The organism is Acinetobacter sp. AOR34_HL, assembly GCF_027854795.1.
In the GTDB taxonomy this organism is placed as follows: Bacteria; Pseudomonadota; Gammaproteobacteria; order Pseudomonadales; family Moraxellaceae; genus Acinetobacter; species Acinetobacter junii.
This window is the reverse complement of record NZ_JAKTID010000008.1, coordinates 26610-51602: the sequence shown is the minus strand read 5'-3', so window position 1 is coordinate 51602 and position 24993 is coordinate 26610. Positions and strand designations below refer to the sequence as shown.

The window sequence follows — 24993 nt, the reverse complement described above, 5'->3', positions numbered from 1 at the left end:
CGAGAAATTTCTACCATTCAATCAATGAAAATATATTCGATCGATCAACCAGTAAAAATCCACACAAGTTGTTCTTCTATTCTCTTAATGATCTTTTTTCACCTCGTCAGTGAAAAATTCAACACAATAAAGTTAATCAACTTGACCGTTTAAAGCTAAGTTATTTGCTTCATTGCGTCGGGATGTGTGCATTATAGGAGGTTTTTTTTGGTGCGCAAGTGTTTTTAGAAAAAGATTGTGACGAGTGTTGTTTTTTTACCCACAACACCCATAAAAACACAGTGAAAACCACATTAAAATATTGAATTTAAACAAATAAATTAGATTTTCTTTTAATTTATTCGTTATTTCTTTATTTGCACACTGATAATTTTAATCGGTTGCTTTGGTACATTTTGATGCATTCCATAATTACCTGTAGGCACATTTACGATTTTATCAACAACATTCATTCCTTTGGTGACTTTACCAAATACGGCATAACCTGCATCCATAGCTGAACGATTCAAGAAGCTATTATCAGCAACATTAATAAAAAATTGACTCGTGGCAGAATTAGGATCATTCGTGCGTGCCATTGCTAAAGTTCCCCTTGCATTTTTGAGACCATTATTTGCCTCATTAATAATTGGAGCTTTAGTTGCCTTCTCAATCATATTGGCATCCATCCCCCCACCTTGAATCATAAATCCTGGGATGACTCGATGAAAAATGGTTCCAGCATAAAAGTTACTTTTTACATAACTCTCAAAATTTTTTGCTGATACGGGTGCTTTATCATTAAAAAGTTCAATTTCAATATTCCCCATTGAGGTTTTCATATCAATAATTGTATTTGCAAATAGCTGACTACTTGCTAAAACCAAACTGGTTGCGAGGAATAGTTTTTTCATGATTACTGTTCTCAATTTAAAGTCTATTTAGAATGGGTACCGATTTTAGTTTTCTATCTATAATTTTGCTATTTCTAATTGTTAATTAAAGGATGCCGATGTTCCACGTGAAACATCGGCATTTTTTGAATCAGCTATGTTTATCCCAAAATTTTCTAAAGTTCTTGGCTATTTCGATTGTATTGCGCCTAGCCTTACTAGAAATAGGTGTCAAATTGATAAATCCATGTGTTTGATCAGGATAATCTACATATTGAACTTTGACTCCACTTTGTCTCAATTTATGGCTGTAAATTTCCCCTTCATCATGAAGCAAGTCATGTCCAGCTGTAATAACATATGCAGGTGCTAGCTTTCTCAAATTACCATAGGTTGGAGAGATCAGTGGATTATCCAAAGCGATGTTGTGTTGAGTCGCATAATACTGAGTAACATAATCAACATCCTTACTCGTCAATACCAACCCTTCACCATATGCATAAAATGATGGATGTCTACTTTTGAAGTCTACAACTGGATATATAAGTAATTGAGCTTGTGGAGCATAAGATTTACCAGCTGTGTGTTGTGCAACGACTGTACTGATATTTCCGCCGGCACTATCACCAGCAACAGCAATTCTATTTTTATAAATCTTTAATTGTCGGCGATTCTGATAGACCCATGCTAATGCATCTTCACATGATTTGATTAAAAGTTGCGGAGAAGCTTCAGGTGCAAGTGGATAATCGATACTTAATACCTGTACTTTGGCATATTTGGCAATGAGTCGACACACCTCATCATGAGTATCCAATCCACCAACCACAAAACCACCACCATGATAGAACAAGATCATAGGTAGTTTTTTATTGGGTGCAGGATGATAATGTCTAGCGAAGACTGTTCCACTTTGTAAAGGTAATCGAATGTCTTCTACCGATTCAATCTGTGTCGCTTTGTTTAGGATAGCCAACATTTGTGCATCAAACTGGCGGCGTGATTCAATTGGATCTTCCCCGATAAACCCTATACGCCCTTGTTTAATTTGCACCGCCATTAAGCACTTGGTAAAGGCGTCTAAGTCAGGATATTGATAAGGATAACCTAAAACTTTTGCGAGAGATTCTTGAACTATTTTGGGAAGTTTATCTAATGCACGTGCAGCTGGACCTAGTCCTTTATCTAAAATTGTTTGAATTTTCTGAGGTAATGCTGTCACGTTTGTCCCCTTTATCGCGCTGTTCATAATTCTTGTTCTTTCCGACTATATGCTTTTATAAAGCCAGAGATCAAGATCAAGATTTCAAAAATATGATGTACGCTAAAGAGCTAAGCTTAAAAAGTCATTAACTATTCTGCTTAATCCAAACTGATTATTTTGCCAATCTATGTCAAAAAATGCTTCATGAGTGTCATTGAAGGATGAGAATTTTTTCTATTCACTCTCATCCTCTGGATCAAGATCCATTTGTGCTTAACAAGTAAATTGATGCAATGTATAGCAGTACATTTTGATCAATTGGATTGGGCATCTATCGCACCAATTAATCATATCTTTTACTCAAGAACGAAGAAATTATTGTGCCGAAGCATCTGCTGAGCCTGAAACAGAACCAGAAACACCTGCTGAAGCACCACCAGGTTGAACATCAACAGATGAACCCGCTTGTACACCTACGCCACCTTGTACGCCTGAAGGGCTAACGCTAGTTTGTGCTGAACCAGAAGCATCAAGACCACCTTGTGTTGAACAACCTACAGCTGTGAATGCAACACCAGATACAACCATAGAGATTAGGGCTAACTTTTTCATTGTATATTTCCTTTCATTATGACAAAAAGCAAAGTTGTCTTTGCGTTGCCTATGATTCACAATTTTTTCGATGAACGTGGTGAGGATTGGTTGCAGTTTGTTGTTTAAGCCGTATTGTTTTGCAATTTTTATTAAACCAGTTTAGATGAGCATTCACTTAATTTTGCAATTCTTTGAATTAGATTAAATATTTATAATTTATTATTTTTCTGCAATACGATTCGGATCAGATCATACAAATATAGTCTTATCTTCAATATTTATCATTTATACAAAGTGCTATTAACACTGCTAAAAACTTACAATTAAAAAGTTTGAGTTAACAATAGATGTATTAAAAATAAAAAAACCGTGAAAATTAATCACGGCTTTCTTCGTTTACAGCGAATTTAAGGCCACTGCATTTCACCTTTTACCACTTTAGCACCTAATTCCAGACTGCTTGATTCGCTTAAAGTTGGATATTCTTTTTGCATCATTTGAATTAAATCAGTCGATGTTTTCGTAACTTTTGCTGCTTTCTCATATTGCTTCAAATAATCGATAGAAAAGTTAACTGCATCCAATCCTTCTGCTGCACTCGCTTTCATATGTGCAGGAACGACTACATTCGGTTTTAATGATTTGATACTTTCTAATGCCTGTACCACTTCGTTACGATCTTTTGTTGTAGGAGTATCCGCCATCCATAAATGAATCCCAGAAGAGACTGGAATACCGCCTACAACTGCTTTAGCACTTGGAATCCACAAATAAGTCAGCTCATTTTTTCCCTTAATCTCGATATTTTCATTTTCAAATTTTAAGGTCTTAGCCGTATACGCTTGCGGCACAATAATTTGACTCGGTGCATTGGCTACCATTTTGGGTCCCCAATAAGCAACTTTTAAAGCCTGAGTATCTTGAATATGTTTTACCGTTTCAGGAGTTGCAATGATTTGCACATTTGGGAAATATTGTTTAAATACATCTAAGCCAAAATAGAAGTCAGGGTCACCGTAACTGACAAAAATTGTTTTTAAAGTTTTACCGCTGTCTAAAATATCTGCCGCAATACGTAAAGCTTCCGATTTAGAAAATTGCGCATTGACCAGTAAGACTTCTTTGTCACCTTCGATTAATGTTGAAGTCACGCCAAAATGTTCAGGCTTTGCTAGGAAGTTCTGAATTTTTAAGTCCTGCGCAAAGCTTGTTGATGTTGCCGCTAATGCAGTAAGTGCAAGTGTGAATGATTTGATATTCATTAATATGTCTCCTATCTGATAAGAAACACTTTAAGTTGCAATTATTGCCAAATAAACACCCTAAATTAAGATAAAATGTTGCATAAATTGCAACAATAAGAATTCTATATGGATACTTTAAAAGCCATTCAAGTTTTTGTATGCATTGCTCAACAAGGCAATTTGAGTAAAGCAGCAGAACATTTAGACTATTCGAAAGCGATGGTGTCACGCTATCTTGAACACTTGGAACAAACCTTTTCTACTCGTCTATTTCAGCGTAATACACGTAAAGTTTCTCTTACCCCTGCGGGTGAAAAAGCCTTGGTCTATTGTGAGAATATTTTACAGCAGCAACAGTTGCTTGAAGGTTTGGCTGCACCTGAACAGCATAGTGGTACGATCCGTTTTACTTGTGGTTTATTTTTGTTTCAACTTGGGGTAAATGAATGCATTAAGCAATTTAAAAAATTATATCCACACATTCATTTTGATGTGTATTTAACTGAAAATACGGTTGATTTGATGGATGCTCAGTTTGATCTTGCACTCAGAATTACACAAAAAGTTGCTGATGGTTTAATTGCTCGTCCTGTTTGTGATATTGAATCTATCTTTTGTGCGCATCCACATTATTTACAAGATCACACTCCCCTTTCACACCCAAGCCAACTGATTCAGCATGAATGTATAGCCCACCATACGCATAATCAGTATTGGACTTTGTTTGATACAGATCAACAACCTCAGAATTATCCATTAAATGTTACGTTTAAAAGTAATGATGTGATTGCGCTCTATCAAATGTGTCTCAAAGCAGAAGGCATTGCCATGTTACCAACGCTATTGGTGCGTCAGGATATAGCACAACATCGTTTGCAACAGGTATTTACAGATTTTTCTGCACCTGACCTAACCTTGTCGTTAGTCTATGCATCAAGGCAACATTTACCGAAAATCACACAAGAATTTATTGCTTTTGTCATCGAAAACTTAAATTTTTACTTAAATCAGCAAAATTAAAAGATTTAAATCAACCTGAACGCTTGAATTTTGTCGTGTTGCCCATACTTCATCCCTATCTATGAATGAACAAGATGTGGCAGTTCGGGTTTAACCCTATGAGCATTCACGCCAAAAGGACTGTACATGTTTAAGAACTTTTTTCAACGGAGATCATCAATGGCTAATGAGCAAAATGAGCAAGCTCAAGACATTCAAAATGAGCAACAAACTGAACAAACTCAAGCTGAAGGTGTAGAGCAAGCAAACGAGCTTAGCGTTGAAGATTTACAAGCGCAAATCACCAAACTCGAAGAAAGCTTGAAACTTGAAAAAGCCCGTACCGCAAATGCCGTGTACGAAGCACAAAAGAGTGTTGAACGTATCCAGCGTGAATCGGAAAAACACAAAGATACCGTTCTTGAGAAATTTGCTAAAGAGTTGTTGGATTCAGTCGACAATCTTGAACGTGCGATTCAAGCCGCTGGTGATGAACAAACACCTGTACTCGAAGGCGTGAAATTGACCCTAAAATCCCTTTTGACCACACTGGAAAAATTTGGCGTGGTTGAGGCGAATACCCAAAATGGCTTCAATGCTGACTTACACCAAGCGGTAGGTATCGATCCAAATGCCAAGGCCAATGAGATTGGTACGGTGTTGCAGAAAGGCTATACCCTGAATGGACGTTTACTTCGTCCTGCGATGGTGATGGTGGGTCAATAATGCGTGTGAGCAAGCGTTTTTTGCTCAAAAATGGAGGAATTTGAGAGTTTTTTGATTTTTTTTCATAAAAATGCTTGAAAAAAACCGATTGACTCTCATATCGAATAACAAGCAAAACATTGCAACAAAATTTTAGAGGAACACACCAAATGGCGAAAATTATTGGTATTGACTTAGGTACTACCAACTCATGTGTTGCTGTACTTGAAGGCGATAAAGTAAAAGTAATCGAAAACGCTGAAGGCGCACGTACAACTCCATCGATCATCGCTTATAAAGATGGCGAGATCTTAGTGGGTCAAAGTGCTAAGCGTCAGGCTGTAACCAACCCGAAAAATACATTATTCGCGATTAAGCGTTTAATCGGTCGTCGTTATGAAGACCAAGCGGTACAAAAAGATATCGGTCTTGTACCTTATAAAATCATCAAAGCAGACAATGGTGATGCTTGGGTTGAAGTTAACGATAAAAAATTGGCACCACAACAAGTGTCGGCTGAAATCTTGAAAAAGATGAAGAAAACTGCAGAAGACTATTTAGGTGAAACCGTTACTGAAGCGGTAATTACCGTTCCTGCTTACTTTAACGATGCGCAACGTCAAGCAACTAAAGATGCGGGTAAAATTGCAGGTCTTGATGTTAAACGTATCATTAACGAACCAACGGCTGCGGCGCTTGCGTTCGGTATGGATAAGAAAGAAGGCGACCGTAAAGTTGCAGTTTACGACTTAGGTGGTGGTACATTCGACGTATCAATCATTGAAATCGCAGACCTTGATGGCGACCAGCAAATCGAAGTGTTATCAACAAATGGTGATACTTTCCTTGGTGGTGAAGACTTTGATAACGCGTTAATTGAATTCTTGGTTGAAGAATTTAAGAAAGAACAAAGTGTGAACTTGAAAAATGATCCACTGGCGTTACAACGTTTGAAAGAAGCTGCCGAAAAAGCAAAAATCGAGCTTTCTTCATCAAATGCAACTGAAATCAACCTTCCATACATCACTGCTGATGCAACTGGTCCTAAACACTTGGTGATCAATGTAACGCGTGCAAAACTTGAAGGTTTAGTTGCTGATTTAGTTGCTCGTACAATCGAGCCTTGCAAAATCGCGCTTAAAGATGCTGGTCTTTCGACTTCAGACATCTCTGACGTAATTTTAGTTGGTGGTCAGTCTCGTATGCCACTTGTACAACAAAAGGTACAAGAATTCTTTGGTAAAGAGCCACGTAAAGACGTCAACCCTGATGAAGCGGTTGCAATCGGTGCTGCGATTCAAGGTGCAGTATTGTCTGGTGACAAAACTGACGTTCTTTTATTAGACGTAACACCATTAACTTTAGGTATCGAAACAATGGGCGGTGTATTAACACCAATCATTGAGAAGAACACTACGATTCCTGCGAAGAAATCACAAGTGTTCTCTACTGCTGCTGACAACCAGCCTGCTGTAGATATTTCGGTTTACCAAGGTGAACGTAAAATGGCTCAACAAAACAAATTGTTGGGTAACTTCCAATTAGGCGATATCCCACCTGCTCCACGTGGCGTACCGCAAATTGAAGTATCGTTCGACATCAACGCTGACGGTATCTTAAAAGTATCGGCTAAAGATAAGAGCACTGGTAAAGAGCAATCAATCCAGATTAAAGCGAACTCAGGTTTGTCTGATGCTGAAATCGAAGCAATGATTAAAGATGCTGAAGCGAATGCTGAAGAAGACCGCAAATTTGAAGAGTTAGCGAAAGCTCGTAACGAAGCAGATGCTTTAGTATCTAGCTCAAACAAAGCAGTTAAAGATCTAGGTGACAAAGTGACTGAAGATGAAAAAACTGCAATCGCTACTGCGGTTTCTGAGCTTGAAGCAGCAACTAAAGAAAATGATGTTGAAGACATCAAAGCAAAAACTGAAGCTTTACAAAACATCTTGATGCCAATCACTCAACGTGCTTATGAACAAGCGCAAGGTGCTGGCGGCGCAGAAGGTTTTGATCCAAATGCATTCCAAGGTGGTGATGCTGGTCAACAACAAAAAGCGGACGATGGCGTTGTAGATGCTGAGTTCACAGAAGTTAAAGATGACAAAAAATAATTTGTCTCTTTAAAAAAGACCGCGCGAAAGCGCGGTTTTTTTTATTTTAAGATTCATTATTTTGATCGAAATATAGTTCACCTAAAATCGGCATAAATAATGGTTCGACTCCAGAAGCTTTTATTTCTTCTAAAAATTCAGGGATATTCACACCAGGTAATAATTTAGGTAATTGATCAATAGGCGTCAGCATCGTATCCCAATGACATGGAATAATGTATTTAGGTTTCAGCAAGCGCACGACATCTTTGACATAGTTCGGGCGATATTTGCGTCCAATCGCACATAAACAGACTATATCTGCTTGCCTACCTTGTAATTCTTGTTCAATAAAATCAGCTGAATCAATGTGTACAACGCGAAGATACCCCGTATTAATCCACCAATTAAACACTTGACCATGCCGTAGGTGATGAAATTTCGGTGGATAAGGTGGCGGTGTAGTCATATCCCCTGGTAATGGCACCCGACCAAACAATGCTTTGCCATGAATCGACGGCAGTCCAACAACTTGCCATTGCCCACATTCAATGACTTCCCGTCCCTTTGTTTCAAGCATTTGCGATTCAGACAAACCTGCTGATCGTCCATACATTAAGGTTGCTTGAGAACCAATTAGGCGTGCACCTGTTTGTTTACATACCTCTGGTGCATCCAAGATATGATCGTAATGCGCATGCCCAATTAACACGTCATCGGCATTTGGAATATATTTGTTGACTAAAGTTGGGTCACTGAGCAAAGGTTGCGTGAATGTTTGCCAAAAATTCGGACGACTAATAAAAGGATCCAAAACTATAGTTCGATGTTGATCTGAAAGTATAAATCCTGCTGTTCCCAAGTATTGAATCTTTAAATTTTGGAAACTACTTTTTGCTGGTGAACTCGCATTCCACTGGTGATCAGGTACTTTTAATAAATAGTTGCGCATCTGCATTCCTTGATTATTTTTATCATTCCAAGTATTGCGTTATTAAAGCAAAAGCCTAAACACAATGATATATTTTCTTAATCCACTCTTTTACAGTAGTGCTACTTTATGTATGAAGATAATATGCTTCTACAACATTGATACAATGTAAGCTTAGACAAGAATATTCAAAAATGCCTCGCCTTCTGATAGTTGTATTTATACTGATTGCTGTATTTTGGCTAAATTATCAAAGTCGGGAACATCCACAACTCAAATTTAATGCGCTTTCAGATCGAGTGCTTCATCCTTTTGATACCCGCCTACGTTATCGTATCGGCGATGTTGACCCACGTTTTAAACTCAGCATCGAACAAGTACGACAAATTAGCGAACAAGCAGCGACGATTTGGAACGATGGAACAGGTCAGCAATATATTGTTTATGATCCAAATGCTCAGCTTACAATTCACTTGATCTATGATGAGCGTCAATTTGAGAGTGAACAACAACGCGCTCATCTCAATCAACTCAAAATGAATCAACAAGAATGGATCAATAAAAAACAAGAATTAGATCAAATGGAACAGCAATTAGCCTTCAATAAACAAAGCCTAGATCGAAAAAAACAAGAATTAAATCAACAAATTGACAACTATAACCATCAAGTATTGTTGGCTAAACAAAATGCTACTGATCATGATCGCCAATATTTCCAACAGCAACAATACGAATTACAACAGCTTGTACAAAAACTCAGGCTTGAGATTGATAACTTTAATCAGAACATTGTCGAACTGAATAGAAAAATTGACAGCTTAAATTCGTTAGATCAACAACTTGATAGTTCTGTAAAATTATATCGACAGCGCTTTCAGCCACGCCTTTTTCACAAAGGGCTATTTAACGGAAAACAGATTTTGATATATGAATTCCAATCTGAAAATGACCTACGGCTCACCCTTGCTCATGAATTTGGACATGCACTGGGGCTCTCCCATCATAATGATCCACAAGCATTGATGTATCCATTAATGCAAGACCAAGACCTCAATAATTTCCGTTTAAAACCTGCTGATTTGGAGTTACTTCAAAGCGTGCAATAGAGAAAGTTATAGAAGGTGAAGTACATCTCATTAAAAAATTAAATTACAAAAAATAACAATTTGATTTTTAACTAAAAAGAAGCTTAAGTTATGCACTTTCGGTCAATTAATCAATTTTAAAGCATTGATTAATCTAATGTTATGAATAAAAAAACAACAATATAGACTCCATCTCTCTTTTATTTCGTTGTGCTATGAATCTCATTATTTTTTTTATTTTAAGAAAAAAAATCACACTTTTTCATATTAATTATTAATTAGATAGCGTTTTGACGACATCAAAATTTTGCTCAAAAATGAATTTTATTTGGGGGGATGTTGCTCATGCGTTATGAAGCTTTGTCCATTATTGTTGCGTGTTTGAGTCTAAATATTAGCAGTTTAAGCCATGCTCAAAATAATTCGCACAATGCAACTCCGCATCAGCATCAAGTTGCTGACATGCCCCTACGCTATCGTATCGCTCCAATAGATCCTCGTTTTAATTTGAGTAGCAAACAAGTCCTTGAACTGACTCAGCAAGCTGCAAAAATTTGGGAAGAAGAAACGGGTAAAAAGCATTTCATTTATGATCCAAATGCTGAATTTACAATCAATCTAGTTTACGATGACCGTCAACAACTCACCACAAATCGCCTACAAGGTCTCAATCAACTTAAGCAACAACAGCAGCAATGGGAAATCGACTCTCTACAAATACAACAAGTTAAAGATGAGATACAACGTGCAACTGCCTCAATTGCTAGCAAACAAAGCCAACTCACTGCACAATTCCAACAATACAATGCAGATGTACAACGCTTCAATCAAATGCGATCTTCCTCTAAAGAATGAGCAGATCAACTAGCACAACGTCAAAAACAACTACAGCAACAATCTGCTGAATTGAAACAAGCAATCCAACAACACAGTCAAAAAACGCAACAACTAAATCAACAAATCAAAGGGTTAAACCAAAACAATCAACAATTGGCACTTTCAGCAAATCAGTTTAACCAAACGTTCCAACCACGCCTTTTCCACAAAGGTCAATTTAATGGAAAACAAATCTCTGTGTATGAGTTCTCTTCCAAAGATGACTTACGTATGACTCTTGCGCATGAGTTCGGTCATGCCTTAGGTTTAGATCATACTGATGATCCAACGTCATTAATGTATCCTGTCATTCAAAAACAAAATATGGAACGATTTGCACTAGCACATGCAGATCAACAAGAGTTGGTTCGTGCCGTTAATTAATCATATTAAGAACTTGATTTGCACCGATCAATTTAACCATTCGGTATATTTATTAGACAAACAAACTTTTTTATTAGATGAATGGGAAAGTAAATATTGAGGTTAATTTCACATAATATTCAAAGTTTATTATTAAATCTAACATGCTGTAATTATTTTTATTATTCAAATTTCGTACATAAAAAACACAAAAAATGGCAATTTTAAAGCTAATTCCCTATTTTATTTAGAACTCCATTATTAAGAAAAAATAGTAAAAATTGTTTTTTAAGAAAATTGACTGATCATTTTAACTGAATAAAATACGTCCTTTTTCCAGTTTATCTCCTGTATATGCATCCGTTGTCTTGGCTGTTGTTTATCATCATTTCAGCATTTACCTCAATCCATACTCATGCTCACCCTGTGTCTCAACATCTGGATGAGGCGGAAGATGATGATTCGCCTCTACACTATCGTATTGCAGACCTTGATCCTCGCTTAAACATTAGTAAGCAAAAAATGATTGAAATTAGTCAAGAAGCCGCCGCTATTTGGGAACAAGGTACGGGAAAACGCTATTTTGTTTATGATCCCAAAGCAACATTTACTGTAAATTTGGTCTTTGATCAGCGTCAAGTTCGTAGTATGAAACGAACTGAAAATCTCAAAAATTTAGAACAGGAAAAGCAGCTCTGGTTAGATGAGAATCAAAAACTGCTAAAACTGAAGCAAGACTCTCAACAATTACACACCCAATTAGAATTACAAAAAATTAAATATCAGGCCCAACTCAATGCTTACGCAAGCGCTCAGAATAAATATCTCAATAAATCAAATACAAAAAATTTAAACTTACTTCAAGAGCGCACAAAACTACTCAATCAGCAAAGAGACGCCCTAAAATTCCTGATCAATGATCATGATCGTAACCATCAACAAATTCAGGTTAAAACAGATGAATTAAAACAACTTCATGAACAGCTAACTCAGTCCGTTGATCGATTTAATCAAAACTTTGCACCTCAACTCGTTCATAAAGGGCAATTTAAAGGAAAACAGATCTTTATTTATGAGTTTTCTTCGATTGATGATTTACGCTTAACCCTAGCCCACGAATTTGGACATGCTTTGGGATTGAAACACACACATAATCCTAAATCATTGATGTATCCACGAATTAAGGAGCAAGATCCCAAAAACTTCCAACTAACAGCAACTGATCTCGCACTGTTAAATCATACAAATTAATGATGATCCCTCTATAAAATCACATGAAATCTACATTTCTATTCAGGTAACAAGAATAGGTCGATTCTTTGGATTTATTCGTGTTATTGTGTTGATAAAACATCATCTTAGTCTTAACGGAGATCAACATGAGTTATTATCATATCCTCATTGAAGTGAACGACCACATCAGTACGATTGAACAAACTCGTGATATTGAGATCTTGAATATTCAAGATATTAGCCCTTATCTCCACTCGATTTTGATTCCATATTTCAATGAACAAATCGTTGAACTTGAAGATGAAAATGTGACGTATGATGAGATTCTTCATCTAGAAGTAAAACAAACGCTATTACCTATCGAACATCTGATTGAAGAAGAACAAAAACAATTACCAAGCGATACAGATGTCACTATTACCGCTTATGAAATCTTTAATGATCGAGATTTGAGCCAAGATGTGACTGCGGTTATTTTTGATATCTTAGAAGCGGTCAAATTAGACGTTGAACCCTAAGAAAAAGGTCTACTTTGAGTAGACCTTTTTATTTTTAAATTATTGATAAATGATTTATTGCATCATTTGTTTTGCTTGTTCTTGACGGAAAGCTCGTAATATCTGCTGCCCTGCGCGTCCAGTTGGATTTAAGCCAAGTCGTGTTTGTTCTTGTCGAATAGCTTGACGACTCTTATCACCTATTAGCCCATCTACTGCACCAATATCATAGCCACGCTGTAGTAAAAATTGTTGAATTTCGCGGCGTTCCGCGCGTGAAGTACCCGCATCATCCGTCGGCCATGAAGTTAAAAATGGCGTACCTCCACGTAATCGGTCAGATAAATGAGCAATCGCTAATCCATAACTTTCCGCAGCGTTATAACTATAAATCGCATCAAAATTTTTGAAGACCAAAAATACTGGGCCATTTGAACCTGCTGGTGCCATTAAACCCGCCAATGTACTACCAGAGAGATTTCCTTGAATTAAAGCGGTACCATCGGCACGTGTAAGACCTTGTGCAATCCAGTGATTAAGTGATTTTTTATTACGGCGACTTTCACCTGAAATCGACATTCCATCAGGAATTTTGACTTCAAATCCCCATGGCATTCCTGTTTGCCAACCTGCTCTTTTCAAGAAATTTGCTGTAGAGGCTAACGCATCGGTTGTACTAGAAACCAAATCACGGCGACCATCTCCATCAAAATCTACAGCTAAGCTTTCATAGGTTGATGGCATAAATTGCGTATGTCCAAATGCTCCAGCCCATGAACCATAAAGTTGGTCTTGGGTTAAATCTCCACGCTGTAAAATACGCATTGTTGCAAAAAACTCACCACGGAAATAACCTTGGCGACGTCCTTCACAGCTCAAAGTGCCTAAAGCCTGTAATAAAGGATATTTACCTGAAATATCACCATAGTTACTCTCAACCCCCCAAACAGCAACGACTGCCTCTGCTGGAACACCATAGGCTTGTTCTACTCGGCGTAGTACGTCTTGATGCTGTGTAAGTTTCTGTTGACCTGCTTGCACACGCTCGTTATCAACCAAACCAGATAAATAATCCCAAATCGGTGTCGAAAATTCAGGTTGATAATTTAATTTATCAATCACTGAATAATCTGGCGTTAGATTTTGCGTATAACGATCATAGGTCGAAGCAGAAACACCAGATGCGATGGCTTGAGAACGTAAATTTGCCAAACATCCCTGAAAATTTGAACTTGGAGAATAAACGTTGCTAGTTGGCGTTACAGTGGTAGCTGAAATGGTAGCACCATTAATCACCAGTTCCGCATGAGCTTGATTGAATAAAGTGAATAAGGCAGTGCCTAGAAAAAAACGCAAAGAATGTTTCATGTCTTAACCAGAATTTTTGAATTTAAATTTCGTATTCAAGATAGCATGCAGCAACAGCATGTATCGTTTGGAATCGTAACTTTGAATTCATTTCTTGTCTTTTAAATTTAAATGAATATTTTAAATTCATAAAACTTGCGATTTTTAAATTTAAAAACTTTGACCTATCTTTTTTTAAATTCAAATCAGCACATCTTTTTTGAATTCAAAACACAATCCAAGTCATACAACTTGTTTTAAATTCAAAAAAACTACTCAATTTAAATTTATTTCCTTAGCAATCATCCTAAAACTATCAAGAAGATGAATTAAGCCAATTTTCTCTTTAAAATCAGCATATAGTCATTGATACACACCACTAAAATTTAAATTCAAAACAACTTAAATCATCAAGTTTAAATTTAAATCTCACCCCATACTTTTGAATTTAAAAGTAACCTAACAACCAAAACCCAGTTTTAAATTCAAATTAAGGACACCTTGTTTAAATTCAAAACACCAGCAAGAGTTATCCACAACCAAATTCCTTATACATTTTTAAATTCAAAAACATTAAGCCAATAAAAAAGCGATCCGAGGATCGCTTTTCGTTGCATTGTGGATAACTTAGATATTCATATCAGTCGTCAAAGCTAAAGGCACAGGTAAAATTTGAGCCAATTGACGGCATAAATCTGTTAATTCATCAGAATTATTCGGCATCAAAGTGATATGTCCTAACTTACGACCAGCACGCTCAGACTTATTATAAAGATGTAAATGAGCACCTTTCAGCGCTAAAACGTCCTCAGATTTAGGATGTTGCCCGATGATATTTACCATCACAGTTGGACGAACAACATCCGTTGCACCAAGTGGTAAGCCTGCAACTGCACGAATATGATTCTCAAATTGCGAACAAATCGCACCTTCAATCGACCAATGTCCTGAGTTGTGTACACGACATGCCATTTCATTGGCATAAAGCCCTTGCTCAGTTACGAATAACTCAAGCGTAAGCACACCCACATAATTCAAATGGTTCAATAAACGGGTAATGTAATCTTGTGCAACAGGCTGTAAATCTGTACTGTTTGGCGCAGGAACAATCGAGTGTGACAAGATACCATTGTGATGATGATTTTCTGCCAATGCCCACGTTTTGACATCGCCATCTTGTCCACGTACTGCAATAATCGATACTTCTCGACTGAATTTCACAAAACTTTCAGCGATTAGACTTTTTGCAGGCCCAAGTTCTGCCCAAGCTGTATCAATTTGATCTTCTGAACGCAATACGAACTGACCTTTACCATCGTAGCCACCTGTTACGGTTTTTAATACGATCGGTAAGCCTAATTCAGCAACAGCTTGCTTTAAACTTTGCAAGCTATCCACTGCTCGATAGGGCGCAACAGGAATAGCTAACTCATCAAACAAGCCTTTTTCAGCTAAACGGTTCTGAGCCGTCGCTAAAGCAAGACGAGGAGGGTGTAATGTTTTGGTCTGAGTCAGAACATCCACATCAGCTACAGGCGTATTTTCAAACTCAAGACTGAATACTTCAGCACTTGCGATGAAAGCTTGAAGCGCTTGTGGATCTTTACTTGAAAATACAGGACCTAGAATAGCCGCAGGGCAATCTGTTTCTGCTTCGAAAAAGCTACATTGAATATTGAGTGGTAAAGCGGCTTGCGCCATCATGCGTCCAAGCTGTCCGCCACCAAAAATACCGATGGTTTTATTCATGATCAACCTCGTTATACTTGACCAGGAATGTTATTACTCGATACTTTTTCAGTTTGTGCAGTACGGAAATCTGCAACATTTTTTGCGATCTCTGGACGTGTTAAACCTAGAATTTGAGCTGCCATAATTGCTGCATTGGTCGCACCAGCTTGGCCAATTGCCAATGTGCCTACCGCGATACCTGCAGGCATCTGCACAATCGATAACAACGAATCAACACCGTTTAAAATCGAAGATTTTACTGGCACGCCAAGCACTGGCAAATCAGTTTTTGCTGCGCACATTCCTGGTAAATGTGCAGCACCACCAGCTCCCGCGATAATCACTTGGATACCACGATCACGTGCTGTTTCAGCATATTCAAATAAACGATCTGGTGTGCGGTGCGCAGAAACCACTTCAGCTTCAAAAGGCACACCCAACTGTTTGAGCATGTTTGCGGTATGTTCAAGTGTTGCCCAATCCGATTGAGAACCCATGATAATCCCGACTAAAGGTTGGTTATCTGTTGCGACCGCATTCATTGGCTTTTCCAAAACAAGATAAAAAGAGGAGAGTGTCTCGACTTGCGCCAAGCACAAAGGAATAAATTGGGGGATATTATAGCGTTTTTTTCAGGCATCCCCAACTACAGAAACGATTAAGCATCGCATAGAAAAACTAGCTCTGATTACGAAAAACAAAGTAGACGCACCCAAGCAAACACAACATTGCCCAGACATAATCTAATTTAAATGGCTGTTTAAATAAAAAAATCATGAACGGAACAAAAACCAATAGTGTCACGACTTCTTGGGTAATTTTCATTTCCCCCAAGCTCCAGCCATATTGATTTAATAATTTCGTTGCGGGGATCATAAAACTGTATTCGAGTAGAGCGATACACCAGCTAAATAGAATCGCTTGCCAAAGCGGAGCATCGTGTAAGATTTTGAGATGTCCATACCATGCCAAGGTCATAAAACAGTTTGAAATAATCAATAAACACAGGGCTAAAAGCGTCGGGCTCAAAATAGCGTCCTTCTGATTCGGAAAATAAAGACAACAGGGAGATAGATACATCTTAAAAACGATGAAATCTTAACACTTCTCGCTTAAATTTTAAGTGAAGAACAACAACGAATTTTGACTATCTTTTCACTGCAAGCCTTGCTATCGTTGCGATTGAATTTTATTGATAACGACAATCATACACACGTGTTCCGTGCTGTATGCAAAGCAGTGGAGTAGGCGAGTTATGCATCTGCATATTTTGGGTATTTGTGGCACATTTATGGGGTCTTTGGCTCTATTAGCACGAGATTTAGGACATAAAGTCACAGGTTCAGATGCCAATGTTTATCCACCGATGTCGACTCAACTCGAAAATGCAGGCATCGAACTGATGCAAGGTTATGATCGTAGCCATTTGCAACCACATCCCGATCTCGTAATCGTCGGCAATGCCATGAAACGTGGTATTGATGCGATCGAGTATATGCTCAATGAAGGTTTACCTTATATTTCTGGCCCACAATTCTTAGCTGATCATGTGCTACAAGGTAAACATGTCCTAGGTGTCGCGGGTACACATGGAAAAACGACGACGACTACAATGTTGGCATGGGTACTCGATCAAGCAGGTTTAAATCCAGGTTTCTTAATTGGTGGTGTACCACTTGGTTTTAGCGAAAGTGCACGTTTAGGTGGTGGCAAATATTTCTGTGTGGAAGCTGATGAATATGATTCTGCTTTCTTCGATAAGCGTTCTAAGTTCGTCCATTATCATCCAAAAACTGCGATTTTAAACAATCTTGAATTTGATCATGCTGACATTTTTGATGATCTTGCTGCGATTCAAAAACAGTTTCATCATTTAGTACGTACCATTCCAAGCGAAGGTCGTATTATTGCGCCAATTACTGAAACCAATATTGATGAAGTATTAGAACAAGGCTGTTGGACGCCTGTGGTTCGCACCAGTCTTGAACCTAATGACCAAGCTGCTTTATCAGCGGAGCTGATCAGTGCCGATGGTAGTCATTTTAAAGTCCTTGAAAATGGCAAGGCAATCGGGGAAGTAAAATGGAATATGACAGGACAACACAGTGTAGCCAATGCTTTGGCAACGATTGCTGCTGCTCAGCATGTCGGTGTCAGCCTTGAACAAGCCTGTGAAGCATTATCTAACTTTGGTGGTGTAAAGCGCCGTATGGAGCTGTTAGGTACTGTGCGTGGCATCGAAGTCTATGATGACTTTGCCCATCACCCAACTGCGATTGAAACTACACTCGACGGCGCACGTAAACGTCTTGGTGAACGTAAACTTTGGGCAATCATTGAACCACGTTCTAACACTATGCGTATGGGCAGTCATAAAGATGGTTTGGCGCACTCTGTACGTTTAGCGGATGAGGTAATTTGGTATCAACCAGAAGGTTTAGACTGGGATTTACAACCTGTAATCTCAGCATCTTCAAACAAGGCTGAAGTCAGCCGCTCTTTGGATGACATCATTGCCCGTGTAGTGAATGAAGCAGGCGAGGGCGATGCTGTGGTGATCATGTCCAATGGTGGTTTTGGTGGTTTACACCAAAAGTTAATTAAGGCTTTGTCTTAGTAAATACAGGTATTGCACGGCCTCATTTATTAGGAAAAAACCTATACCTTTTGTATAGGCATATCTCACTTTTCGGGGATGAAAAGTAAGCAAAAATCCTTTGTTTAGCAGAGGGTACATCCATGTGACCCCTGCCAAACAGGCGGCATCCATGCCGCCGTCACTATAGTAAATATCAGCAAAAAATTAATTTAACCTGAGTTCGACAAAAAACATGCTACTCGGAAATGTCATCCACAACCTGCGGGGTATAAAAAAGATACCGTTTTTGCAATTAATTCATTTATTGAAAGAAGTGGTCAGGTTTTGTGGATGACAATGGTTTTGCCTACTTTTGCCGAAACAAAAATAGGTCGAACTGAAAGTTTATCCTGAAATAAGATGAGAACTCGGCAAGACTCCACAGTAATCTTTAACTCAATTTATTCACGAGTTTTAAAGGCAAAATCTTCATTGCTATCCCCATTGGCAACCACGGCCACTGCGGAACATAAGCCTTTACTGACTCCTTCTCAATGGCTTTCACCAACGCCTTGCAACCCGTCTTTTCATCCACTTCAAATGGTAGTTTTTTCGCACCCTCATTCATTTCAGTACGAATATAGCCGGGGAAAATGGTTGAAACTTTAATTGGCGTATCCAACAACTCTGCACGAATGCCTTCCGCTAAATGTGCCACTGCTGCTTTACTCGCAGCATAGGTCGACAAATGCTTCGGTAAACCGCGCATTGCACTCATTGAGGAGATCACCACCAAATGACCCTTATTTTGCGCTCTGAAGATGTCAACTGCTGCTTCGCACTGTGCCAATGCTGAAATAAAGTTGGTTTCCGCTGTGGCACGATTTACTTCAAAATGCCCTTTACCAATACGACGACCATCACCTACACCTGCATTGACAATAATCCGGTCAATTGTCCCAAATTCCTGCTGAAAAGCTTTAAAAACCGTAAAAACATCATCGTAATGAGTCACATCAAGACTTTTGATTTTGACCTGAATTGCAAACTGGCTTTGCAATTCTTGTTGTAAGGATTCCAAACGATCTAAACGGCGTGCGCACAATGCCAAATTGTATCCTTTGGCTGCAAATTCACGTGCCATCCCAGCGCCTAAACCTGAACTTGCACCTGTAATTAAAATCGTCTTTGTCATTTCCTTCACCTATTCTTATTTATATCCATGTTAAGAGTTCAGCATCACGCGCTTTCAAATAATGATGCTCATTGAAACTGAGTAATTGCAAACGACCATCTGTCCAACGCAATGTGGTGATACTGGCATTGGCAATCGACCAATTCAGCGCAAAAATCTGTTTAGCATTCAAACCTAGAACCTTGCCAACCGCCACAGAAATCACACCACCTGAACTAAACACTACAGCCTGACGTGGTTGTGTGGCATCAATGTGCTGACATAAACCATGTAAAGCACCTTCTACACGTGTTTGAAAGCCTAACCATGTCTCATGATATTCATGGTCATATTGCTCTCCTATCCAGCGTTCAATCGCGCCATCAAAAATTTTGGCAAGATAAGCACGTGGATTGGCAATTAACTCAACATCCTGCTTCAATAACTCAGGTTGATTAAAACGTTCATCATATTTGGCAAATACTTGTTGATGATCAAACTCATTCCAAGCCGACTCTGTATGAATTGGTGCATCATCAAAACTTTGAGCCAAGGCCAATTGTGCTGTTTGCTGATGCCGCTGCATTGATCCTGCAAGCACCAAAGGATGTTCTTTCAAGGTATGTTTAAAAAAATCACCCACCACCTGCGCCTGTTGTTCACCTTTGGCTGAAAGCTGATCATAACTCGCAGCGCCAAATGATGCCTGCCCATGTCGTACCAAATAGATAGTGGTCATCGTTTTAAAATATCCTGTAATTTCGCTCCATATTCAGGAATTAACTGCTGTGCTTCAGCATTGTTTTGTGCAATTAATTTAAGTGCCCGAATATGTAAGGCATGAATCATGATCCAGAAATCCTTAAAGGCTGGATTATCGGTTTGCTGATGGTAATAACGATAATAAATCTGTTGAGCAATCACCGCCAAACGGAACAAACCAAATACTTCATAAAATGCCCAATTGGCAGGTTGCAAACCAGTTTTTTCCAAGTAGTAGTCCACCACCTGTTGACGTGTCAGCATGCCTAGTAGATTGGTCGGTTGACGACGACTAGACTTCATCAAAGCATCGTCATCTTCTTGAATCCAGTAGGCGAGAGCACTGCCTAAATCCATCAGCGGATCACCAATAGTCGCCATTTCCCAGTCCAGTACTCCGATCACTGTAGTTGGTTGTTGTGGATCTAAAATGACATTATCAAAACGCCAATCATTATGAATGACACAAGTTTTAGAATCCGCTGGAATATGTTGCTGTAGCCATTCCCGCACAAAGCTAAAATCAGGTACATTTGGCGTAAGCGCTTTACTATAACGTGCATCCCAACCTTCAACTTGACGGCGGCAATAGCCTTCGCCTTTGCCCAGTTTTTCCAGTTCTGTACCTTGATATGGCACTTGATGCAATTCAATTAATTTATCCAAAACATTCAGACACAACTGTTGAACTTGTGACTGATTCAATTGTAATTCTTTGGGTAAATTAGCTCGCGGAATGATGCCTTCAATCCGCTTCATGACATAGAAATCACAACCTATTACGTTCTCTTCCTGACACAATGCAACCATTTCAGGTAGGACTGGGTAGAACGGTGCAAGATGCTTCTGCACATTGTATTCACGAGCCATATCATGCGCTGATTTGGCTTTAGTGCCTTTCGGTGGACGTCGTAGGATTAAATCTTGATTGTCGTATTGCAAACGATAGGTCCAATTCGAAGCGCCACCTGAGTATTGAGTGACTTGTGCTTGACCTTGCAGTTGAACACCTTGATCCTTTAACCACTTTTCAACAGCGGAAATATCCAATTCTTCACCGTGACGAACCTGACCGCCGATATCAATCATTGTCATTTTTTTATCCTTATTAACGACCATAGCCACGTTTTTTCAATTCTAATTTAGCAATCATGCCCTTATGCACTTCATCAGGTCCATCAGCTAAACGTAAACTGCGTGCTTGATTGAAAAATGCTGTCAGCGGAGTATCGCGTGACACACCTTCACCACCGTGAATTTGGATCGCCATATCAACGACGTTTTGCAATACAGTCGGTGCAACGACTTTGATTGCAGAAATTTCGGTGAGTGCTGCCATATTACCTAAGGTATCCATCTTATAAGCAGCATACAGCGTTAATAAGCGAGCTTGATCGATCTGCACACGGGCTTCCGCGACACGTTCTAAATTGCCGCCAAGTTTAAGAATTTCTTTACCAAATGCCTTGCGTGACATGCCACGATCAATCATGAGTTCTAACGCTTTTTCCGCTGCACCGATACAACGCATACAGTGATGAATACGACCAGGTCCTAAGCGCCCTTGAGCAATTTCAAATCCTTGACCCGCACCACCAATAAAGTTGCTCACAGGTACACGCACATTGTCAAAACTGACCTGTCCATGTCCATGCGGTGCATCGTAATCACCAAACACAGGCAACATCCGTTCAATCGTTACGCCTTGCGTGTCGATCGGTACCAATACCATTGAGTGTTGATGATGACGATCTTTGTTGGGGTCTGGCGTATAAGCCATAAAAATAATGATTTTTGCATTCGGATCACCCAAGCCAGATGACCACCATTTACGCCCATTCAGAACAATTTCATCACCATCAATCACTGCCGTGGCTTGCATATTAGTCGCATCGCTTGACGCGACCGCAGGTTCAGTCATGCAGAATACAGACCGAATCTCACCATTCAGTAGTGGTTGCAGCCATTGTTGTTTTTGTTCCTGACTGCCATAACGCCATAGCAGCTCCATATTGCCACTATCAGGCGCATTACAGTTGAATACTGTCGGAGCCAGTAAACTACGCCCCGTCAATTCAGCAATATGTGCATATTCCTGTACCGATAAACCTGCACCCAGTTCACTATCAGGCAAGAACATATTCCATAAGCCTGCTGCTTTGGCTTTCGCTTTGAGTTGTTCAAGTTGTGCTGGCCATTGCCATTTGGTCCAATCACCATCGACATTTAAACGATGTGTTTCATCCCAAAATGCTTTTTCTATTGGTTCTATTTCTTGTTGGATAAACCCCTGTGTGCGAGCAATAAAATCCTGTGCACGTTCAGATAATGCAAACATCATCATTTCCCTCAAGGTAAATATGTGGCGAAACTGAATTCGCTGCTTTACATCACCTTAAGCGAAAACTTATTATGAATGAAATGATTTTATTTTATGCAAAACTATGAATCAGATTCATAATACAAATCCATTGGAAGTGGGTAACTTCCTTCGTATTGATATCAATCTGTATCCACTTTTTATTGCGATTTTTGAGCAAAAAAGCATTTCTAAGGCCGCTCAACTTCTTTGTATTAGTCAATCTGCGGTCAGTCATGCTTTACAACGTTTGCGTCTGCAACTTAAAGATGAATTATTTGTGCGTAGTGGACAAAAAATGCTTCCCACACCTTTTGCCGAACAAATTTATCAACCGATTCAAACGGCGTTATCAACGATTCAAAATATTGCGATTCCACAACACGACTTTGATCCTAGCATGCTGAAAAGCGTGAAAATCGCAATTCATGATGAAATTGAACCGATTATTTTTCCTCAATTAGTGCATCATTTTAGTCAACTCAATCTCGATATTCAGTTTTTGAGTTCCAAACTTGATCGAAAAAATATGCTGGCTGATCTTTCAGCACAACAAATTGATTTTGTGATTGATCTAGTACAACCCTATCAAGAAAATTTACAGTTTGAAAACTTGATTGAAGATCATTTTGTGGCGTGTACACTTCAAACAGAGATGGATTTATCGCTCTATTTATCCTCACCACATATCGGAGTGTCCTCTCGGCGAACAGGATTATTACTTGAAGATATTTATCTCAATCGACAGCAACTTTCTCGACAAATTTTTATGCGCTGTCAGCACTATTCCACTGCCTTACAAGTCTTGGCTCAGTATCCCAAGGCGATTCTCACCATTCCTCACAGTATTTTAAAACATCTGCATTATGCGCAAGATTTAAAAATACATCAGTTACCCATCGAGCTGCCTAAAATTAAAATGGGGATGTATTGGCACGAACACGTCAGACAGAATCCTCGCCATCAGTTTCTTCGAAATGAAATTTTGAAAATTTTTTGAGCCTACCAAGTTAGCGTATTAAAACGCCAAACTTGGTGGTAGTTCAAATGGAAATGAAGCTTAATGCGTTGTGATGCTTTGCTCATCATCACAATTCATCAAAAAGCTTTAGACAACATAAGACGAAGGATGTAGACAATCGCCATCGCAAACACAATGTGTCCAATCTGATTAAAGATAAATGGCATACACAATAGAATAAAAACCGTGATTGGATAAATCTAACGTCTCCATCCCTTTAAATAAAACGCTTCATAAAATAGCCATACGCAGGTGCTATAAACAACCAAACTTGCGGCAATAATCAAACCCATCATTTGAGCTGAAATTTCGGCATGTTTCGTTGAAACATCGACCGCAGCGGCTAATGCAGCCCCTAACACAGCAATACTAATAAAAATGAGAAAGTGCCCATAACCCCATAAAAATGGTTGTACACCACGGCGTTGATGGTGGTGATGACTGCGATCAAAATAAACCCACCACATCGCAAACATCATCAATAGCCCACCTACAATCAGAAAAATCTCTTCAAGATTCAATACCTGATTCGAAAATGCATCTTGAGTGGCAGCAAAACATCCAATAATCGACTCACCTAATACGATAATCGTTAACAAGCCATAACGCTCCACAATATGATGTGGGTGCCAAGGTGTGATCGCATGTTTTTCGGCATAGAAGGTACTGCTAGTTCACATATCACCAAGACTAGAAAGAGCAACGGACTAAGATGAATCGAACTAAAATTAGTAATCAACCAACCTAATTGAACTAATACAATGCCGATGGCATATCGATAGGCGGTTACTTTTCGCAAAGGATCATGTTTAGCGACACGAATCCACTGGGTCACCAAAGCCAACCGCATAATCACATAACCGATAATGATCATGTCAAAATTATGCTGCTGAAATACCGCAGGAATACCTGCCGCCATGACTAAAGAACCAGCCATTTGTACAAAGGTCAAACAACGATACAGCGTATCGTCATTGTCATAGGCTGAAGCAAACCAAGAAAAGTTCATCCATGCCCACCAAAGTGCAAAAAAACACCATAAAGTAGGTCGGTAAAGCATGCCACAAATGACCTTCGACCATAGCGTGATGCAGTTGTTGACCTGCAGTTGCAATCGCAACAACAAAAACCAAATCAAATAACAACTCCAAAGGGGTAGCGGCACGATGTGATTCTTGGGGATCTCGTGGGGCAAATGCCTTTAATGTTGTGTGGTGAAGTTTTTCAGCACTCATATGTTTTTTCTCTACGCTGTATTTTGTTCATCATTGCAAAGAAAATCCTTCAGAATGAAAGGGCAACAACGAGCATGATAAAATATTGTT

General features: G+C 38.9%; 21 protein-coding genes and 2 pseudogenes. 9 read left to right on the top strand and 14 right to left on the bottom strand.

Annotation, left to right across the window (positions count from 1 at the left end; genetic code table 11):
- Positions 1 to 344: 344 nt before the first annotated feature.
- From MKL32_RS01090 to MKL32_RS01075, 4 genes are all read right to left on the bottom strand, one after another.
- Positions 345 to 893, bottom strand: a complete 549-nt coding sequence (locus tag MKL32_RS01090; RefSeq protein WP_125318435.1) for a peptidylprolyl isomerase — start codon at positions 891 to 893, stop codon at positions 345 to 347.
- Between the two features lie 130 nt (positions 894 to 1023).
- The gene (locus MKL32_RS01085; RefSeq protein ID WP_213071296.1) at positions 1024 to 2094 is read right to left on the bottom strand and encodes an alpha/beta hydrolase; all 1071 of its coding nucleotides are present in this window, start codon (positions 2092 to 2094) and stop codon (positions 1024 to 1026) included.
- 357 nt (positions 2095 to 2451) lie between these two features.
- The gene (locus MKL32_RS01080; RefSeq protein ID WP_004914451.1) at positions 2452 to 2688 is read right to left on the bottom strand and encodes a hypothetical protein; all 237 of its coding nucleotides are present in this window, start codon (positions 2686 to 2688) and stop codon (positions 2452 to 2454) included.
- A gap of 389 nt (positions 2689 to 3077) precedes the next feature.
- Positions 3078 to 3932 carry an MBL fold metallo-hydrolase gene (locus tag MKL32_RS01075; RefSeq protein WP_125318433.1) on the bottom strand — a complete coding sequence of 285 codons (855 nt, stop codon included), beginning with the start codon at positions 3930 to 3932 and terminating at the stop codon, positions 3078 to 3080.
- Between the two features lie 108 nt (positions 3933 to 4040).
- On the opposite strand from MKL32_RS01075, the gene MKL32_RS01070 reads away from it, so the two are divergent.
- From MKL32_RS01070 to dnaK, 3 genes are all read left to right on the top strand, one after another.
- The gene (locus MKL32_RS01070) at positions 4041 to 4934 is read left to right on the top strand and encodes a LysR family transcriptional regulator (RefSeq protein ID WP_004914457.1); all 894 of its coding nucleotides are present in this window, start codon (positions 4041 to 4043) and stop codon (positions 4932 to 4934) included.
- A 159-nt stretch (positions 4935 to 5093) separates the two neighbouring features.
- Positions 5094 to 5639: a nucleotide exchange factor GrpE gene (gene grpE, locus MKL32_RS01065; RefSeq protein ID WP_004914460.1), complete on the top strand. Its 546-nt coding sequence runs from the start codon at positions 5094 to 5096 to the stop codon at positions 5637 to 5639.
- 149 nt (positions 5640 to 5788) lie between these two features.
- A complete protein-coding gene (gene dnaK, locus MKL32_RS01060; RefSeq protein WP_004914462.1) occupies positions 5789 to 7732 on the top strand; it encodes a molecular chaperone DnaK in 1944 nt (647 codons plus the stop codon).
- Between the two features lie 46 nt (positions 7733 to 7778).
- Here dnaK and MKL32_RS01055 read toward each other — a convergent pair whose 3' ends face one another.
- On the bottom strand, positions 7779 to 8663 hold the full coding sequence (locus MKL32_RS01055) for an MBL fold metallo-hydrolase (protein WP_270900077.1): 885 nt from the start codon (positions 8661 to 8663) through the stop codon (positions 7779 to 7781).
- Positions 8664 to 8836: 173 nt separating this feature from the next.
- Between MKL32_RS01055 and MKL32_RS01050 the strand changes: the two genes are divergently transcribed.
- The 4 genes and pseudogenes from MKL32_RS01050 to MKL32_RS01035 all read left to right on the top strand — a co-directional run bounded on the left by MKL32_RS01050 (position 8837) and on the right by MKL32_RS01035 (position 12717).
- Complete coding sequence (locus tag MKL32_RS01050; RefSeq protein ID WP_042891881.1) at positions 8837 to 9748, top strand: matrixin family metalloprotease; 912 nt, start codon at positions 8837 to 8839, stop codon at positions 9746 to 9748.
- 324 nt (positions 9749 to 10072) lie between these two features.
- Positions 10073 to 10987, top strand: a pseudogene (locus MKL32_RS01045) (matrixin family metalloprotease).
- A 333-nt stretch (positions 10988 to 11320) separates the two neighbouring features.
- A complete protein-coding gene (locus MKL32_RS01040) occupies positions 11321 to 12217 on the top strand; it encodes a matrixin family metalloprotease (protein WP_442866711.1) in 897 nt (298 codons plus the stop codon).
- Positions 12218 to 12345: 128 nt separating this feature from the next.
- The gene (locus MKL32_RS01035; protein ID WP_004914476.1) at positions 12346 to 12717 is read left to right on the top strand and encodes a hypothetical protein; all 372 of its coding nucleotides are present in this window, start codon (positions 12346 to 12348) and stop codon (positions 12715 to 12717) included.
- A gap of 54 nt (positions 12718 to 12771) precedes the next feature.
- Here MKL32_RS01035 and MKL32_RS01030 read toward each other — a convergent pair whose 3' ends face one another.
- The 4 genes from MKL32_RS01030 to MKL32_RS01015 form a co-directional block, all read right to left on the bottom strand.
- On the bottom strand, positions 12772 to 14064 hold the full coding sequence (locus tag MKL32_RS01030; RefSeq protein WP_004965266.1) for a lytic murein transglycosylase: 1293 nt from the start codon (positions 14062 to 14064) through the stop codon (positions 12772 to 12774).
- Positions 14065 to 14670: 606 nt separating this feature from the next.
- Positions 14671 to 15792, bottom strand: a complete 1122-nt coding sequence (locus MKL32_RS01025; protein WP_042891872.1) for a 5-(carboxyamino)imidazole ribonucleotide synthase — start codon at positions 15790 to 15792, stop codon at positions 14671 to 14673.
- Between the two features lie 11 nt (positions 15793 to 15803).
- Complete coding sequence (purE, locus tag MKL32_RS01020; protein ID WP_004914484.1) at positions 15804 to 16316, bottom strand: 5-(carboxyamino)imidazole ribonucleotide mutase; 513 nt, start codon at positions 16314 to 16316, stop codon at positions 15804 to 15806.
- Positions 16317 to 16452: 136 nt separating this feature from the next.
- Complete coding sequence (locus tag MKL32_RS01015) at positions 16453 to 16854, bottom strand: DMT family protein (RefSeq protein WP_164546289.1); 402 nt, start codon at positions 16852 to 16854, stop codon at positions 16453 to 16455.
- A 175-nt stretch (positions 16855 to 17029) separates the two neighbouring features.
- Between MKL32_RS01015 and mpl the strand changes: the two genes are divergently transcribed.
- On the top strand, positions 17030 to 18391 hold the full coding sequence (gene mpl, locus MKL32_RS01010; RefSeq protein ID WP_270900075.1) for a UDP-N-acetylmuramate:L-alanyl-gamma-D-glutamyl-meso-diaminopimelate ligase: 1362 nt from the start codon (positions 17030 to 17032) through the stop codon (positions 18389 to 18391).
- 412 nt (positions 18392 to 18803) lie between these two features.
- On the opposite strand, the gene MKL32_RS01005 is transcribed toward mpl, so the two are convergent.
- The 4 genes from MKL32_RS01005 to MKL32_RS00990 are packed head-to-tail and all read right to left on the bottom strand — an operon-like array spanning position 18804 to position 22626.
- Positions 18804 to 19547 carry an SDR family oxidoreductase gene (locus MKL32_RS01005; protein WP_270900074.1) on the bottom strand — a complete coding sequence of 248 codons (744 nt, stop codon included), beginning with the start codon at positions 19545 to 19547 and terminating at the stop codon, positions 18804 to 18806.
- 19 nt (positions 19548 to 19566) lie between these two features.
- Entirely contained in the window at positions 19567 to 20265 is a 699-nt protein-coding gene (locus MKL32_RS01000; protein WP_004949960.1) for a histidine phosphatase family protein, read from the bottom strand.
- The gene (locus MKL32_RS00995) at positions 20262 to 21383 is read right to left on the bottom strand and encodes a phosphotransferase family protein (RefSeq protein ID WP_112986346.1); all 1122 of its coding nucleotides are present in this window, start codon (positions 21381 to 21383) and stop codon (positions 20262 to 20264) included. The genes MKL32_RS01000 and MKL32_RS00995 overlap by 4 nt, the downstream gene beginning before the upstream one ends.
- A 13-nt stretch (positions 21384 to 21396) precedes the next feature.
- Positions 21397 to 22626, bottom strand: coding sequence for an acyl-CoA dehydrogenase family protein (locus MKL32_RS00990; protein ID WP_005403985.1), 1230 nt, complete (start codon positions 22624 to 22626; stop codon positions 21397 to 21399).
- 106 nt (positions 22627 to 22732) lie between these two features.
- On the opposite strand from MKL32_RS00990, the gene MKL32_RS00985 reads away from it, so the two are divergent.
- The gene (locus MKL32_RS00985; protein ID WP_005403986.1) at positions 22733 to 23647 is read left to right on the top strand and encodes a LysR family transcriptional regulator; all 915 of its coding nucleotides are present in this window, start codon (positions 22733 to 22735) and stop codon (positions 23645 to 23647) included.
- 60 nt (positions 23648 to 23707) lie between these two features.
- Here MKL32_RS00985 and MKL32_RS00980 read toward each other — a convergent pair.
- A pseudogene (locus MKL32_RS00980) lies at positions 23708 to 24903 on the bottom strand (low temperature requirement protein A).
- Positions 24904 to 24993: the final 90 nt, after the last annotated feature.

Excerpts from the sequence above, each read along its gene's own strand:
- MKL32_RS00985 (WP_005403986.1), top strand. The coding sequence starts at position 22,733 with ATGAATCAGATTCATAATACAAATCCATTGGAAGTGGGTAACTTCCTT.
- MKL32_RS01090 (WP_125318435.1), bottom strand. The coding sequence starts at position 893 with ATGAAAAAACTATTCCTCGCAACCAGTTTGGTTTTAGCAAGTAGTCAG.
- MKL32_RS01075 (WP_125318433.1), bottom strand. The coding sequence starts at position 3,932 with ATGAATATCAAATCATTCACACTTGCACTTACTGCATTAGCGGCAACA.
- MKL32_RS01055 (WP_270900077.1), bottom strand. The coding sequence starts at position 8,663 with ATGCGCAACTATTTATTAAAAGTACCTGATCACCAGTGGAATGCGAGT.
- purE (WP_004914484.1), bottom strand. The coding sequence starts at position 16,316 with ATGAATGCGGTCGCAACAGATAACCAACCTTTAGTCGGGATTATCATG.
- MKL32_RS01050 (WP_042891881.1), top strand. The coding sequence starts at position 8,837 with ATGCCTCGCCTTCTGATAGTTGTATTTATACTGATTGCTGTATTTTGG.
- MKL32_RS00990 (WP_005403985.1), bottom strand. The coding sequence starts at position 22,626 with ATGTTTGCATTATCTGAACGTGCACAGGATTTTATTGCTCGCACACAG.
- MKL32_RS01015 (WP_164546289.1), bottom strand. The coding sequence starts at position 16,854 with ATGTATCTATCTCCCTGTTGTCTTTATTTTCCGAATCAGAAGGACGCT.
- MKL32_RS01070 (WP_004914457.1), top strand. The coding sequence starts at position 4,041 with ATGGATACTTTAAAAGCCATTCAAGTTTTTGTATGCATTGCTCAACAA.
- MKL32_RS01005 (WP_270900074.1), bottom strand. The coding sequence starts at position 19,547 with ATGACAAAGACGATTTTAATTACAGGTGCAAGTTCAGGTTTAGGCGCT.
- MKL32_RS00995 (WP_112986346.1), bottom strand. The coding sequence starts at position 21,383 with ATGACAATGATTGATATCGGCGGTCAGGTTCGTCACGGTGAAGAATTG.
- grpE (WP_004914460.1), top strand. The coding sequence starts at position 5,094 with ATGGCTAATGAGCAAAATGAGCAAGCTCAAGACATTCAAAATGAGCAA.
- mpl (WP_270900075.1), top strand. The coding sequence starts at position 17,030 with ATGCATCTGCATATTTTGGGTATTTGTGGCACATTTATGGGGTCTTTG.
- MKL32_RS01040 (WP_442866711.1), top strand. The coding sequence starts at position 11,321 with ATGCATCCGTTGTCTTGGCTGTTGTTTATCATCATTTCAGCATTTACC.
- MKL32_RS01025 (WP_042891872.1), bottom strand. The coding sequence starts at position 15,792 with ATGAATAAAACCATCGGTATTTTTGGTGGCGGACAGCTTGGACGCATG.
- MKL32_RS01035 (WP_004914476.1), top strand. The coding sequence starts at position 12,346 with ATGAGTTATTATCATATCCTCATTGAAGTGAACGACCACATCAGTACG.
- MKL32_RS01080 (WP_004914451.1), bottom strand. The coding sequence starts at position 2,688 with ATGAAAAAGTTAGCCCTAATCTCTATGGTTGTATCTGGTGTTGCATTC.
- MKL32_RS01030 (WP_004965266.1), bottom strand. The coding sequence starts at position 14,064 with ATGAAACATTCTTTGCGTTTTTTTCTAGGCACTGCCTTATTCACTTTA.
- dnaK (WP_004914462.1), top strand. The coding sequence starts at position 5,789 with ATGGCGAAAATTATTGGTATTGACTTAGGTACTACCAACTCATGTGTT.
- MKL32_RS01000 (WP_004949960.1), bottom strand. The coding sequence starts at position 20,265 with ATGACCACTATCTATTTGGTACGACATGGGCAGGCATCATTTGGCGCT.